12 protein-coding genes are annotated in these 15,485 nt (G+C 55.5%); 8 read left to right on the forward strand and 4 right to left on the reverse strand.

Annotation, left to right across the window (positions count from 1 at the left end; genetic code table 11):
• Positions 1 to 104 precede the first annotated feature (104 nt).
• From yeaG to HFD97_RS17525, 6 genes are all read left to right on the forward strand, one after another.
• Entirely contained in the window at positions 105 to 2,039 is a 1,935-nt protein-coding gene (gene yeaG, locus HFD97_RS17500) for a protein kinase YeaG (protein WP_009089877.1), read from the forward strand.
• Between the two features lie 88 nt (positions 2,040 to 2,127).
• Positions 2,128 to 3,405: a YeaH/YhbH family protein gene (locus HFD97_RS17505; RefSeq protein ID WP_111207572.1), complete on the forward strand. Its 1,278-nt coding sequence runs from the start codon at positions 2,128 to 2,130 to the stop codon at positions 3,403 to 3,405.
• Between the two features lie 278 nt (positions 3,406 to 3,683).
• Positions 3,684 to 5,411 (forward strand): potassium/proton antiporter, encoded by a 1,728-nt coding sequence (locus HFD97_RS17510; protein ID WP_150029515.1) that lies wholly within the window; start codon positions 3,684 to 3,686, stop codon positions 5,409 to 5,411.
• A gap of 78 nt (positions 5,412 to 5,489) precedes the next feature.
• Entirely contained in the window at positions 5,490 to 5,723 is a 234-nt protein-coding gene (locus HFD97_RS17515) for a DUF1480 family protein (RefSeq protein ID WP_167430766.1), read from the forward strand.
• A gap of 376 nt (positions 5,724 to 6,099) precedes the next feature.
• The gene (wbaP, locus tag HFD97_RS17520) at positions 6,100 to 7,566 is read left to right on the forward strand and encodes an undecaprenyl-phosphate galactose phosphotransferase WbaP (RefSeq protein WP_033736229.1); all 1,467 of its coding nucleotides are present in this window, start codon (positions 6,100 to 6,102) and stop codon (positions 7,564 to 7,566) included.
• A 127-nt stretch (positions 7,567 to 7,693) separates the two neighbouring features.
• Positions 7,694 to 8,887, forward strand: a complete 1,194-nt coding sequence (locus HFD97_RS17525) for a multidrug effflux MFS transporter (RefSeq protein WP_167430765.1) — start codon at positions 7,694 to 7,696, stop codon at positions 8,885 to 8,887.
• Here HFD97_RS17525 and dadX read toward each other — a convergent pair.
• Both dadX and HFD97_RS17535 read right to left on the reverse strand, forming a co-directional pair.
• Entirely contained in the window at positions 8,880 to 9,950 is a 1,071-nt protein-coding gene (dadX, locus tag HFD97_RS17530) for a catabolic alanine racemase DadX (RefSeq protein WP_009089866.1), read from the reverse strand. The genes HFD97_RS17525 and dadX overlap by 8 nt on opposite strands.
• 19 nt (positions 9,951 to 9,969) lie before the next feature.
• Positions 9,970 to 11,271 carry a D-amino acid dehydrogenase gene (locus HFD97_RS17535; protein ID WP_167430764.1) on the reverse strand — a complete coding sequence of 434 codons (1,302 nt, stop codon included), beginning with the start codon at positions 11,269 to 11,271 and terminating at the stop codon, positions 9,970 to 9,972.
• 504 nt (positions 11,272 to 11,775) lie between these two features.
• On the opposite strand from HFD97_RS17535, the gene HFD97_RS17540 reads away from it, so the two are divergent.
• A complete protein-coding gene (locus tag HFD97_RS17540; RefSeq protein ID WP_009089862.1) occupies positions 11,776 to 13,311 on the forward strand; it encodes a SpoVR family protein in 1,536 nt (511 codons plus the stop codon).
• Between the two features lie 35 nt (positions 13,312 to 13,346).
• Here HFD97_RS17540 and fadR read toward each other — a convergent pair whose 3' ends face one another.
• The gene (gene fadR, locus HFD97_RS17545; RefSeq protein ID WP_167430763.1) at positions 13,347 to 14,066 is read right to left on the reverse strand and encodes a fatty acid metabolism transcriptional regulator FadR; all 720 of its coding nucleotides are present in this window, start codon (positions 14,064 to 14,066) and stop codon (positions 13,347 to 13,349) included.
• 330 nt (positions 14,067 to 14,396) lie between these two features.
• Between fadR and dsbB the strand changes: the two genes are divergently transcribed.
• Complete coding sequence (gene dsbB, locus HFD97_RS17550) at positions 14,397 to 14,927, forward strand: disulfide bond formation protein DsbB (protein WP_009089859.1); 531 nt, start codon at positions 14,397 to 14,399, stop codon at positions 14,925 to 14,927.
• A 56-nt stretch (positions 14,928 to 14,983) separates the two neighbouring features.
• On the opposite strand, the gene HFD97_RS17555 is transcribed toward dsbB, so the two are convergent.
• Entirely contained in the window at positions 14,984 to 15,430 is a 447-nt protein-coding gene (locus HFD97_RS17555) for a YcgN family cysteine cluster protein (protein ID WP_009089856.1), read from the reverse strand.
• Between the last annotated feature and the right edge of the window lie 55 nt (positions 15,431 to 15,485).

Here is a 15,485-nt window from a genome sequence, read left to right on the forward strand (position 1 = left end):
GGCATAAGGGTTGCTGTACTCAACAGAGAATATCTTCCGGGAGCTGCTACAAGCCTCTAATTACGCTCCTTACCTGTGCTAAAAACGAAAGGACGGGCATCGCTATGAATATATTCGATCACTATCGTCAGCGTTATGAAGCTGCCAAGGACGAAGAGTTCACACTGCAGGAATTTCTTGCCATCTGTAAGCAGGATCGCAGTGCATACGCCAACGCTGCAGAACGACTGTTAATGGCTATCGGAGAGCCGGTAATGGTCGACACTGCTCAGGAGCCACGCCTTTCCAGAATATTCTCCAATCGTGTGATGGGACGCTATCCGGCGTTTGAGGAGTTCTACGGTATGGAGGAGGCAATTGAACAGATTGTCTCCTACCTGAAACATGCCGCCCAGGGACTGGAAGAGAAGAAGCAGATTCTCTATCTGCTCGGCCCGGTCGGTGGCGGTAAATCGTCACTGGCGGAACGACTCAAGTCGCTGATGCAGCGGGTGCCCATCTATGTGCTGAGCGCCGACGGCGAGCGCAGTCCGGTGAACGATCACCCCCTCTGCCTGTTTAACCCGCAGGAAGATGCGCACATTCTTGAGAAAGAGTATGGCGTTCCGCGTCGTTACCTGGGCACCATTATGTCGCCGTGGGCCGCTAAACGGCTGCACGATTTCGGTGGCGATATCTCCCGCTTTAAGGTGGTAAAAGTCTGGCCATCCATCTTGGAACAGCTGGCCATCGCGAAAACCGAACCGGGTGATGAGAACAACCAGGATATTTCCGCGCTAGTGGGTAAAGTGGACATCCGTAAACTGGAGAACCACGCGCAGAACGATCCGGATGCTTATGGTTACTCCGGTGCCCTCTGCCGCGCCAACCAGGGGATTATGGAGTTCGTGGAGATGTTTAAAGCGCCGATCAAGGTGCTGCATCCGTTACTGACCGCCACCCAGGAGGGGAACTACAACGGCACCGAGGGAATTTCGGCGCTGCCCTTCAACGGCATCATCCTGGCGCACTCCAACGAATCCGAATGGGTCACCTTCCGCAACAACAAAAACAACGAGGCGTTCCTTGACCGTGTCTACATCGTTAAGGTGCCTTACTGCCTGCGCGTCTCTGAAGAGATCAAGATTTATGACAAGCTGCTGAACCACAGTGAGCTGGCCACCTCGCCCTGTGCGCCCGGAACGCTGGAAACGCTGGCCCGCTTCTCCATCCTGTCGCGTCTGAAAGATCCGGAGAACTCCAGCATCTACTCCAAAATGCGGGTCTACGATGGTGAAAGCCTGAAAGATACCGACCCGAAAGCGAAGTCGTGGCAGGAGTATCACGACTACGCCGGTGTGGATGAGGGAATGAACGGCCTGTCGACCCGCTTTGCCTTTAAGATTCTGTCGCGGGTGTTTAACTTTGACCACACAGAAGTGGCGGCTAACCCGGTCCATCTCTTCTATGTGCTGGAGCAGCAGATTGAACGTGAGCAGTTCCCGCAGGAGCAGGCTGAGAAGTACCTTGAGCACCTTAAAGGCTATCTGATTCCTAAGTATGCTGAGTTCATCGGCAAGGAGATTCAGACCGCCTATCTGGAATCCTACTCTGAATATGGTCAAAACATCTTTGACCGTTACGTTACTTACGCCGACTTCTGGATTCAGGATCAGGAGTACCGCGATCCCGATACCGGACAGCTGTTCGATCGTGAATCGCTCAACGCGGAGCTTGAGAAGATTGAGAAGCCCGCCGGGATCAGTAACCCGAAAGATTTCCGTAACGAGATCGTGAACTTCGTGCTGCGTGCCAGGGCACACAATAACGGTCGTAATCCGAACTGGACCAGTTACGAGAAATTACGCACCGTCATCGAGAAAAAGATGTTCTCGAACACGGAAGAGTTACTGCCGGTCATCTCGTTCAACACCAAGACCTCTACCGATGAGCAGAAAAAGCATGATGATTTTGTCGATCGCATGATGGAAAAAGGCTATACCCGCAAACAGGTTCGCCTGCTCTGTGAGTGGTATCTGCGAGTGCGCAAGTCGTCCTGATAAGAGTCTGTAAGCATGCCGGGTTGTCAGACCGGCACCACAGGTCGGGTTCGCCCGGCCTGCTTACAATGCAGTTTGGGGGAATACCATGGCCTATTTCATCGATCGCCGGCTGAACGGCAAAAACAAGAGCGCGGTCAACCGCCAGCGCTTCTTGCGCCGTTACAAGTCACAAATCAAGCAGTCGATCTCCGAGGCCATCAATAAACGCTCGGTGACCGACGTCAGCAGCGGTGAGTCTGTCTCAATCCCGATTGACGACATCAATGAGCCGATCTTCCATCAGGGACGGGGCGGAAATCGCCATCGGGTCCATCCGGGTAACGACCATTTTGTGCAGAATGACCGCATCGAACGGCCTCAGGGTGGTGGAGGCGGTGGCGGCAGTGGTCAGGGCAATGCCAGTCAGGATGGTGAAGGTCAGGATGAGTTTGTCTTTCAGATCTCGAAAGATGAGTATCTCGACCTGCTGTTTGAAGACCTCGCCCTGCCTAACCTGCGCCGCAACCAGCATCGTCAGCTGAACGAGTATAAGACCCACCGGGCGGGTTTTACCTCTAACGGCGTCCCCGCCAATATCAGCGTGGTGCGCTCGCTGCAGAACTCGCTGGCGCGGCGTACGGCGATGACGGCGGGCAAGCGCCGGATGCTGCACGAACTGGAAGAGACACTTCTGCAGGTGGAGAACACCGAACCGGCACAGCTGCTGGAGGAGGAGCGGCTGCGCAAAGAGATTGCCGAATTGCGGGCCCGCATTGAGCGGGTGCCCTTTATCGATACCTTCGACCTGCGCTACAAAAACTTTGAGAAGCGCCCGGAGCCCTCTAGTCAGGCGGTGATGTTCTGTCTGATGGATGTCTCCGGCTCCATGGATCAGGCGACCAAGGATATGGCGAAACGCTTCTATATCCTGCTCTACCTGTTCCTGAGCCGCACCTACAAGAACGTCGATGTGGTCTACATCCGTCACCACACCCAGGCGAAAGAGGTGGATGAGCAGGAGTTCTTCTACTCGCAGGAGACGGGCGGAACCATCGTCTCCAGTGCGCTGAAACTGATGGATGAGGTGGTGAAGGATCGCTATGACCCGGCGCAGTGGAACATCTATGCGGCGCAGGCGTCCGATGGCGATAACTGGGCCGACGATTCGCCCCTCTGTCATGAGATTCTGGCGAAGCACATTCTGCCGGTGGTGCGCTATTACAGTTATATCGAAATCACCCGCCGTGCCCATCAGACGCTGTGGCGCGAATATGAGCATCTGCAGGCGATGTTCGACAACTTTGCGATTGAGCACATCCGTGAACCGGAAGATATCTACCCGGTGTTTCGTTCACTGTTTCACAAACAGGCCACGGAAGCCTGATTCGCAGACATTGCAGAGTGACGCTCTTTTTTACACGAAGCCGGTTAACCACCGGCTTTTTTTATCAGCTGAATAACCTGTTAAAACAACCTGTTTTCCTCCCCTTGCCTGCCAACCCCCTCATTCTTCACATTAATCTGATTCCGTATACGTTTAAGCAATTCGTATAATGTGCATTTTCACAATGACAACTCCTTGATAAACCATTATCTTTCAGAGATAGCATGGATATTTATCACCGCTTGGGCATCGCACCGTCATATCTCAGGAGACCGGGTTTGAACCACACTATCGTCTACAGTCTGTTTATCATCGGTTCCGTGCTGGTCGCATCGAGCATTCTGCTCAGCTCTTTCTCATCCAGGCTGGGCATTCCTATTCTGGTCATCTTCCTTGCGCTGGGTATGCTGACCGGGGTCGATGGTATCGGAGGCATCGCTTTTGATAACTATCCGGCGGCCTATCTGATTTCCAACCTGGCGCTGGCAATCATCCTGCTGGATGGTGGCATGCGCACCAAAGCCAGCTCGTTTAAGGTCGCGCTGGGGCCCGCGCTGTCGCTGGCCACCATCGGCGTCATGATAACCGCCGGCTTAACCGGTGTGGTTGCCGCCTGGTTGTTTAAGCTGGATATGATGCAGGGATTCCTGATTGGCGCGATTATCGGCTCCACGGATGCCGCCGCGGTCTTCTCCCTGCTGGGTGATAAGGGCCTGAACGAGCGCGTCAGCTCGACACTGGAAATCGAGTCCGGCAGCAACGACCCGATGGCGGTGTTTCTGACCATCACCCTGATTGAGATGATCGAACAGGGCCGCAGCGGGCTTGACTGGATGTTTCTGGTGCACCTGGTGCAGCAGTTCGGCCTGGGGATCGTGCTGGGCCTGGGCGGCGGCTGGGCGCTGCAGCAGCTGATTAACCGCATCAGCCTGGCGGGTGGCCTCTATCCGCTACTGGCGCTGAGTGGCGGCATTCTGGTGTTCGCGCTGACCACCGTACTGGAGGGCAGCGGCATCCTGGCGGTCTATCTGTGCGGCTTTTTACTCGGCAACAGTCCGATTCGCAACCGCCACGGTATTCTGCAGACCTTTGATGGTATGGCGTGGCTGAGCCAGATAGGCATGTTCATTGTGCTGGGGCTGCTGGTCACCCCTTCCGACTTGTGGCACATCGCCGTGCCGGCGATGATCCTCTCACTGTGGCTGATTCTGGTGGCGCGCCCCCTGTCGGTATTTGTTGGCCTGCTGCCGTTCCGCAGTTTTACCACCCGTGAACGCTTCTTTATCAGCTGGGTCGGGTTACGCGGAGCGGTGCCGATTATCCTGGCGGTGTTCCCGATGATGGCCGGATTAGAAAACGCCTCACTCTATTTCAATATCGCCTTCTTTGTGGTGCTGGTCTCGCTGATGTTGCAGGGAACCTCGCTGGGCTTTGCGGCAAAAAAAGCGAAGGTGGTGGTGCCGCCGACGGCCTCCCCCATCAGCCGTATCGGTCTGGATATCCATCCGGAGAATCCGTGGGAGCAGTTTGTTTATCAGCTCAGCGCCGACAAGTGGTGTATCGGGGCTGCGCTGCGCGATCTGAAGATGCCGCGTGAGACCCGCATCGCCGCTCTGTTTCGTGACAATGTGCTGATGCATCCCAACGGCGGGACACGCCTCAGAGAGAACGATGTGATCTGCGTGATTGGCCGTGAGCGCGATCTGCCAGCCCTGGGCAAAATGTTCAGTCAGTCGCCGCCGGTTTCGCTCGACCAGCGGTTCTTTGGTGACTTTATTCTGGATGCAGAAGCACGCCTGCGCGACGTCGCGCAGATCTACGGGCTGGAACTGGATGAGAACACCAACGATCAGCAGTCGCTGGGACAGCTGATGCTGGGCATGCTGGGTGGCGCGCCCGTGGTCGGGGATCAGGTTGAATGGAATGAGCTGACCTGGACCGTGGCGGAAAAAGAGGATAATCGTATCGTGAAAATTGGTGTCCGGCCGGCAGAAGAGAAGGAATAATCCTAATCATTCAGCCACGTTATTTTCTGTTGATACGCTAAGCTTACAGCTCTGTGCCAGAAAAAACGGGAGAAATGAATGGGACACGTGGTTAAAATTGGTCGTTATGAGATTGTTGATGCCGATCTTGACGGTGAGCACCCTGACACCGTCAGCATTCCCTGTCACACCAATCCCGGCTTAATTACCCAACTCGACGGCTGGGATCGCGATACCAGCGTACCGGCGTGGATTGATGGAAAACCGGTGGATCTGCAGATTGGTCATTATGTTAAAGAGCAGGACCGCTGGATTTTAAAAAGACCCGCCTGATGCCTTATCACTACCGCCAGTCGCGAGATTTGGCGGTAATTCCTAAAAAGCGTCTTAAACAGTTTAGTTATAACTGCACCCCTGCTTATTTTATCCTTATATTACATGGCGTTATCCGTTTAAAACTTTAATCACTTTTGTTGTTTTCAGATTTTTTCCGTATTAACGCCGTCAAATATCTCCTGCATACTCATTCTCAATGCTGCAACATTTCGTGAGTACCATCACGCTTTAATCTTCATCTTTTTTGCAGCTGTACTGGCTTTACTGACTGCAACAGACTGAAAATTATTTTTTAATTTTTCGGTGGCTCACTCCTGAGCGCGTCCCTGATTCTGGTCAGGCCATCTTTTACTTAAGAAAGAGAGCAGGTTTTATGGCAAGTACATTGATAATGAATAGCCCGAGCCGCTCATGGAGCGGCACGCGTAAAAATATCATCGTGAAATTCGCCCTGAGCTTTTCCGATCTGATTGCACTCAACCTCGCATTATTTTTATCCGCCGCAACCATTCAGGGTATTTGGGGCGAGCTGGATACGTTTATTCCCCCGCATCAGATTGAATACCGTTTTGTGGCGCAGTTTATTATGTCCGTGATGTGCACCGGCTGGTTCTGGGTTCGTCTGCGTCACTACACCTATCGCAAACCCTTCTGGTTCGAGCTGAAGGAGATTGTAAAAACGCTGTTTGTTTTCTCACTGCTCGACCTCGCGCTGATCGCGTTTTCGAAATGGGACTTCTCCCGCATGGTGTGGGTTTTCAGCTGGACATATGCCCTGCTGCTGCTGCCGCTGATGCGAACGCTGGTCAAACGCGCCATTAACCGGGCGGGCCAGTGGCAGAAAGAGACCATCATCATCGGCTCTGGCCGCAACGCTACCGAAGCCTATGCCGCCCTGCAGAGTGAGGAGATCCTGGGCTACAACGTACAGGCCTTTATCTCTGTCGACGATGAGCCCTCTCAGCAGAGCGTCAATGGCGTGCCAGTGATCACCTGGAAAGACATTAACTGGCAGACCATTGACCGCGACAACGTGCAGTTTATTGTGGCCATGGAGTATGAGCAGCAGCCGATGCGTGACCGCTGGCTGAAATTCCTGTCGAAGATGAACTGCCGTTCGGTTTCCGTGATCCCGACGCTGCGCGGCGTGCCGCTCTACGGCACTGACATGTCCTTTATCTTCAGTCATGAAGTGATGATCCTGCGTGTCAGCAACAACCTGGCGAAGCACTCTTCGCGCTTCCTGAAGCGGACCTTTGATATTGTCGTCGCCTCCATGCTGCTGCTGTTCCTCGGCCCGATCTTCGCCCTGCTCTGCTTTATGGTGAAGCGCGATGGCGGCAATGCGATTTATGGGCATGAGCGTGTGGGTCAGGATGGCAAAAAATTCAAATGTCTGAAATTCCGTTCCATGGTGACCAACTCTAAAGAGGTGCTGGAGAAGCTGCTGGCGACCAGTGAAGAAGCCCGAATGGAGTGGGACAAAGATTTCAAACTGAAGAATGACCCGCGCATTACCCGTATCGGTGGCTTCCTGCGTAAAACCAGCCTCGACGAGTTACCGCAGCTGTGGAACGTGATCCGCGGTGAGATGAGCCTGGTCGGCCCGCGCCCGGTGATTGAGGCGGAGCTGGAGCGTTACGCCGGCGATGTGGATTACTACCTGATGGCCAAGCCCGGCATGACCGGCCTGTGGCAGGTCAGCGGACGCAACGATATCGACTACGATACCCGCGTCTACTTTGACTCCTGGTATGTGAAAAACTGGGCACTCTGGACCGATATTGCCATTCTGTTTAAAACCGCAGGCGTCGTGTTACGTCGCGACGGCGCTTACTGAGTTAAAGCCGCGATGCCTGTAAAAAGCAGGCATCGCACTTTCCGCACAGCTTACGCTTTCTTTTTCCCCTCTGAATCATTACCCTCTTCGGCTCGTTTTTTAACAGAACGTTTACCCTCTGGTTGTTATGCAAAAATTTACTTTATTGTTATTAAGCCTGGTGCTGCTGGCACCCTTAGGCATTGACCTCTATTTGCCCACGCTGCCGCAGATTGCTGAAGGGCTGAATACCCCGGTCATTCTGGTGCAGACCACCATTCCTCTCTTTCTGCTGGTGATGGGGCTGGGACAGCTGGTGACCGGGCCGCTGGTGGACAATTATGGCCGCAAGCCCATCGCCCTGCTGGGGCTGGCGCTCTACATCGCCGGCAGTGTGATTGCCGCCACCGCCACCTCCTTCCCGCTGTTCGTGATTGCCCGTCTGGTGCAGGGCTGCGGCGTCTGCTGCAGCGCGGTGGTCGCCTTCAGCGGCGTGCGTGACCGCCTCAGTGGCGATGCCGCCGCCCGCGCTTACGGCTTTCTGAATGGCGCACTGAACATTGTCCCGGCGCTGGCCCCGCTGCTGGGCGGCCTGCTGGCCAGCGCCTTCGGCTGGCGCGCGCCCTTCTGGTTCCTCTGCGCCTATGGTGTGGTGATTACGCTGCTGGTGCTGATCGGCCTGCCCGAGACGCGTCCGGCAGATACCCTGCGGGTAAAAGGCTTACCGGTGAAGCAGTACGCCGCTATCCTGCGTCAGCCACGCTTTCTGGCGTTTGCGTTCGCCAATGCCGGTGCACTGGGCATGGTGCTGACCTACGTATCGCTGGCACCTCAGGTGCTGATGACGGAAGGCGGGCTGACGCCGATCCAGTTCTCCTTTGCTTTTGGCGCAAATGGTTTCTGGATCATGTTTGTCAGCATGTTCGTCAATAAAGCGATTCGCAAGGCGGGCCGGCCTTTCTGCCTGGCGATGGGATTCTTCACCATGCTGCTGGGCGCGGTGCTGCTGGTTGCCGGGATGCAGATCTTCCCGGCGGCGATGCAGACGCACTGGGCGCTCTACATGTTCCCGGTGGCGGTTTCTGTTGCCGGTCTGGCCTTCACCGTTGGCCCGGCCACCAGCTATGCGCTGGAGCCTTACCAGCAGCAGGCGGGTGTGGCGTCGGCGTTACAGGGATTTATTCAGATGGCGGGCGGTGCCGCAGGCAGCCTGATTGTTGTCACACTGCCGGTGGCGGAGAAGCTGTCACTGAGTCTGATGATGCTGCTGGGTGCAGCGCTGGCCTTTATCGCCTGGCGCTGCAGCAGAAAAATGCGCGGCAGTCTGACCGCGCTTAGCTGAGAGTGACCGGAACGCGGGGTGCCAGCGCGCACATCAGCTCGTACCCTACCGTTCCGGCTGCTTTCGCCACCTGATCGATTTTCACCTGCTCGCCCCACAGCTCAACCGCTGAGCCGATTCCCGCCTGGGGACAGGGGGTCAGATCCACCGTGATCATATCCATCGACACCGCGCCGACAACCTGGGTCATCACGCCGTCGACGCAGACAGGGGTGCCGGTCGGGGCATGCCGTGGATAGCCGTCGGCATAACCACAGGCGACCACGCCAATCCGCTGCGCGGCGCTGGCATGATAGCGGTAGCCGTAGCCGACCCCGTCGCCCGCCTGCAGCTGCTGCACGGCGATGATCTCACTACTTAACGTCATCACCGGTTTCAGGCCGCTGCCCGCGATATCCTGCCAGTCGCCGCTGGGTGACGCACCATAGAGCACAATACCCGGGCGAACCCAGTCGAAATGCGCTTCGGGATGCCACAGCGTACAGGCGGAGTTGGAGAGCGACCGCGGACAGTTGAGTCCTTCTGCCGCCTGCTCAATGCGCTGCATGGGCGCAATCAGTCCCTCGGGGTTTTCGGCGTCGGCAAAATGCGCCATCAGCGTCATCTCGCCCGTGTTGCTCAGCGCACGCAGGCTCTGCCAGGCCCCGCTGACCTGCTCCGGGCGAAAACCGAGCCGGTTCATCCCGCTGTTGACCTTAAGATAGATATCCACCGGCGCTGAGAGTCTGGCGTTCGCCAGCGCTTTGATCTGCCAGTTACTGTGAACGCTGGTGGTCAGGCGATAGCGGTCGATCAGTTGCAAATCTTCCGGCCTGAAAAAGCCTTCCAGCAGCAGAATCGGTTTGTTCCAGCCGCGCTCGCGCAGCAGGATCGCCTCTTCCATATTGAGCAGCGCGAAGCCATCGGTGTCAGACAGCGGCTCGCGTACCCGATCAATACCGTGGCCGTAAGCATTGGCTTTAACCACTGACCAGACGCGGGATGCGGGGGCGGCCTGGCGCACGATAGCCAGGTTATGACGTAACGCCTCCGGGTTGATGGTCGCGACAATCGGACGTGACATCCTCTCTCTCCCTGAATACTTAACGAGTTGCGCTGGCGTTACGCAGCGGCGATGAGGTCGCCGCGAAACCAGGTAAGTAGCGGAATACCGCTAAGTCATCCGCCGCAATCGCCGGCGTTTTACCGGAGATCAGATCGGCCAGTAACTGTCCTGAACCACACGCCATCGTCCAGCCCAGCGTTCCGTGACCGGTGTTGAGCCAGAGATTAGAGATGGGGGTGGAGCCGACAATCGGCGTACCGTCTGGCGTCATCGGACGTAAACCGGTCCAGAAACTTGCCTGTGCAAGATGACCGCCTTCAGGATAGAGATCACTGACCACCATCTCCAGCGTTTCCCGCCGCGCTTCGGTCAGTTTGGTGTTAAAACCAACAATCTCTGCCATCCCGCCAACGCGGATACGATCGTCAAACCGGGTCACTGCCACTTTGTAGGTTTCATCGAGGATGGTGGAAACCGGTGCGGCATCGGGATTCTTGATCGGAATAGTGAGTGAATAACCCTTGAGCGGGTAAACCGGGATGCTCAGAACGTTCTTCAGCAGCGCCGTGGAGTATGAGCCAAAGGCGACCACATAGCTGTCTGCTTTGATGATCTCATCACCGCACTTCACGCCATAAATGCGATTTCCGTCGCGCAGCAGATGATCGACCGGGGTGTTGAAGCGGAATACCACGCCCGCCTCTTCAGCCATTTTGGCCAGCCGCTGGGTAAAGAGCTGACAGTCGCCGGTTTCATCGTTGGGGAGACGTAATCCGCCGGTGAGTTTATGCCGGGTTGCCGCCAGTGCAGGTTCCACGCGTGACAGCTCATCGGCCTGCAGCAGTTCATAAGGCACCCCCGCGTCACGCAGCACCGCAATATCCTTGCTGGCGCTGTCGAACTGTTGCTGGGTGCGGAACAGCTGCAGCGTTCCGCCCTGACGACCTTCATAGGCGATGCCGGTTTCACTCCGCAGCGCTTTCAGGCAGTCCCGGCTGTATTCGGCAATCCGCACCATGCGGCTTTTATTCTGCTGATAGTGGTTGATGTCGCAGTTGCGCAGCATGTGCCACATCCACTCCAGCTGAAAGCTGCTGCCATCCAGCCGGATAGCCAGCGGCGCGTGGCGCTGGAACATCCACTTCACCGCTTTCAGCGGCACGCCGGGCGCGGCCCAGGGGGCGGCATAACCTGGCGAGATCTGACCGGCATTGCCCGCGCTGGTTTCCATCGCCGCGGCAGGCTGACGATCGATGACGGTGACCTGATGTCCGGCTCGCGCCAGATACCAGGCACTGGCTACGCCGACAACCCCACTTCCAAGAATCACTACGTGCATAGTTTCCCCATCCAACGTCTAAAAGCATAATTCACTGTTCAGAAGATGATAGTCAGCGGATCACCGCAGCGGACACCACCCCGAAATCACAGCATCCATTTCACATCTTTTTCACTTTTCAGGTAACTAAAATCTTGCTGCACGATGAATTTCAGCGCTTTATGCGCCTTATTCCTTAAACGCAGAAATAAATGACAACAAAGGCAGTTAAATCTACGCATGGCAGGAGAATCATTCAACCTCATACATTCCACTTATAAACAGGGCTTTATCCTGCCATCTGGCGCATGGTTCGAATTAAAAACGGTTAAATTCCCTGTTGCCTCACACTTAATGATTTTGTGCCAAAGATTTCATTTGAGTTCGCATTTCGGATAGGCGACAGTGGGCTATCATTGTTGTGTTCGCTCAGTTTTTTTCGGGTTCCCTTTTTCAGGATGAAGCCTTAAATAACCAGAACGGGTTGTCTTTCGGGTCAGCCGGTTTGCCACAAAGAGGTGCGCTATGACGACAATCTTTGACGAAGCCATCAGAGACAGCAAACGACTCAATGACGGACCAGACTGGACATTCGAACTGCTTGATGTCTACTTAGCGGAGATCGACCGCGTCGCGAAGCTCTACCGTCTGGATACCTACCCGCACCAAATCGAAGTGATCACCTCTGAACAGATGATGGATGCCTATTCCAGCGTCGGCATGCCAATCAACTATTCACACTGGTCATTCGGCAAAAAGTTTATCGAAACCGAGCAGCGCTATAAGCACGGTCAGCAGGGCCTGGCCTATGAGATTGTCATCAACTCAAATCCCTGCATCGCCTACCTGATGGAAGAGAACACCATGACCATGCAGGCGCTGGTGATGGCACATGCCTGCTATGGTCATAACTCTTTCTTCAAAAATAACTACCTGTTCCGTAGCTGGACGGATGCCGGATCGATTGTCGATTACCTGCTGTTTGCCAAAAACTACATCAGTGACTGCGAAGAGCGCTATGGCGTTGAAGAGGTGGAGCGGCTGCTCGACTCCTGCCACGCCTTAATGAATTATGGCGTGGATCGCTATAAACGCCCGCAGAAGATCTCCCTGCAGGAGGAGAAAGCCCGCCAGAAAAGCCGGGAGGAGTATCTGCAGAGTCAGGTGAACACGCTCTGGCGCACTCTGCCGCGGCGTGAAAAAGAGGCGGTCACGTTCGAAGCTGCACGCTATCCTTCTGAGCCGCAGGAGAACCTGCTCTATTTCATGGAGAAGAATGCGCCGCTGCTGGAGCCGTGGCAGCGTGAGATCCTGCGCATTGTGCGCAAGGTGAGCCAGTATTTCTATCCGCAGAAGCAGACCCAGGTGATGAATGAGGGCTGGGCAACCTTCTGGCACTACACTATCCTTAATCACCTCTATGATGAAGGCAAAGTGTCGGAACGCTTCATGATGGAGTTTCTGCACAGCCATACCAATGTGGTCTATCAGCCGCCCTATAACAGCCAGTGGTATAACGGCATTAACCCCTATGCACTGGGCTTCGCGATGATGCAGGATATCAAGCGTATCTGTCAGTCCCCTACCGAAGAGGATCGCTACTGGTTCCCGGATATTGCGGGTTCTGACTGGCTGGATACGCTCCATTTTGCGATGCGTGAGTTTAAGGATGAGAGCTTTATCAGCCAGTTCCTGTCGCCGAAGGTGATGCGCGACTTCCGGCTGTTTACCGTGCTGGATGATGACCGCAACAACTATCTCGAAATCGCCGCCATTCACGATGAGGCCGGCTATCGGGCGATCCGCCAGCAGCTCTCTGCCCAGTACAACCTGAGTAATCTCGAACCCAATATTCAGGTTTATAATGTCGATCTGCGTGGTGACCGTTCGCTAACCCTGCGCTATGTACCGCAGAGCCGCACGCCGCTGGACAAGAGCCGCCGCGAAGTGCTGAAGCACGTGCATCGGCTGTGGGGATTTGATGTGATTCTGGAACAACAGAATGAGGATGGCAGCGTTGAGCTGCTGGACCGCAACCCGCCGCGCAATACCTCACTCTGACCGCATAAAAAACCGGACGCGATGTCCGGTTTTTTTTATCGTTTATTGCCGAGATCGTCAGGCAGATTCTTCTGCATGCTGTGCCAGATTTCACCGCTGCGGCGACCGTAGTTGCGCACCACCTCCACAATCTCATCCTGTCCCGGCGATGTGTCACACAGCGCCAGCAGCGTCAGATAAAAATCACGCGCCACCTGACGGGCTTCGGGATTTGAGAAGTAGTGACGTCCCACGCGGGTGTAGAGCCCTTTCAGGCCGTTAAGGATCAGACCATAAATCGGGTTGCCGGAAGCAAACGCCAGACCGCGGAAGACGCGGTAATCGAGTTCGGTATAGGCATCCGCCTGGTCGGCCGTCGCATCGATCGTCTCCAGCACCTCACGCGCCTTGTCAGGATGATGACGCAGTGCTCGGCTGATAAAGATGGAAGAGATATTGCTGCGCACTGACAGCAGGTTGTCGATCAGCACCGGCACGCTGTCGTGGTCGAGACGCGCCAGGGTTTCGAGGATATTCAGGCCAGAGGTCTCCCAGAAATCATTCACCCGGGTCGGTTTACCGTGCTGAATCGTCAGCCAGCCATCACGCGCCAGGCGCTGCAGCACTTCACGCAGGGTCGTACGTGTCACCCCGATCAATTCAGAAAGCTCACGCTCAGCAGGAAGAATCGACCCCGGGGGAAAGCGGCTGTTCCAGATGCTTTCAATAATGTACTCTTCAGCAAATCCCGCTGGACTCTGCGCCTTTATAACCATAGCAATGTGTTCTCGTTGCTTTTCTAATCGTGATGGGCACTCATCATACCAGACGCCCTATAGCGGATATAGCCTGCGCAACCATTAAAACCGGGCGCAGCGCATATTTCAGGTTGCCTCTCCGGTGCTCCTGGGGGCTAATGGAGTAAAGCTGATTGCGCAGCAAAATGCCAGACGCCCCATAATCGCAAAACACGCGGCTTATTTTCACATAACCTGTTCTGGATCAGTCTGAGGTCATGTCCGGATACGATTTTTCCCTGGCCCGGGCTGGTTTGCCCCCGCTTTTGGTTTACACTGCGTGGCATTAACGTTTACAGGGAATGCAATATGTTGCGATATCTGAATCACTGTTCCCGGGGCCGCGGAGCCTGGTTATTACTGGCACTGACTGCACTGGCGCTGGAGCTCACGGCATTATGGTTTCAGCATGTGATGGGCCTGAAGCCCTGCGTCATGTGTATCTACGAGCGCAACGCGCTGTTTGGTGTGATGGGCGCGGGTCTGGTCGGCGCGATTGCGCCAAAATCGCCGTTGCGTCTGGCGGCGCTGGCGTTATGGATCTACAGTGCCTGGGAAGGTCTGCGTCTCTCCTGGGAACACACCATGATTCAGCTGCACCCTAACCCCTTTACCACCTGTGATTTTGCCGCCCGCTTCCCCAGCGGTCTGCCGCTGGATAAGTGGCTGCCGTCGGTCTTTCTCGCCAGCGGTGACTGCGCCGAGCGCAGCTGGACCTTTCTGACGCTCAGTATGCCGCAATGGATGATTGGAGTATTTGCCGCTTATCTGCTGGTGGCGGTGCTGGTGCTGATTGCCCAGCCTTTCAAAGCAAAACGGCGCGACCTGTTTGGTCGCTGAACAGAAAAAGGCTGCCCGTGGCAGCCTTTTTTTCATCCTGTCCGGGACAGCGGCACTCAGCCGTTGCGATCGGGCCGATCGATGATGTGATCTTCCCAGTCCCGCACTTCACTCTCGCGAACCGCAATGTAGCGCACCGAAATACGCTGTGCGTGCATCTGCGCTTTCGAACCGGCGCGCAGCGGATGCCAGGCCGGTAAGCCCTTGCCCTCGCCCAGCAACCGGTAGGCGCAGGTGCGCGGCAGCCAGTTGAAGGTGGTCAGGTTTTCACGCGTCAGCTTGATGCAATCCTCTTCTAACTCGAAGCGGCGCTCATAGTTGCGGCACTGGCAGGTTTTGATATTGAGCTGGTTGCAGGCGACGTTAGTGAAATAGATCTCATCCGTGTCGGCGTCCTGCAACTTGTTCAGGCAGCACTGGCCGCATCCATCACATAAGGATTCCCATTCCTCATCGCTCATTTGTGCCAGGCGTTTATGTTGCCAGAAAGGGGTGTCAGTCATGATGATTGTCCGCAGTGTGCCTAAACCGCACCTTATAAAGCCTATGCGGTGGTGA

Origin of the sequence: Pantoea sp. EKM103V, assembly GCF_011800365.1 — a bacterium.
GTDB lineage: Bacteria > Pseudomonadota > Gammaproteobacteria > Enterobacterales > Enterobacteriaceae > Pantoea > Pantoea anthophila.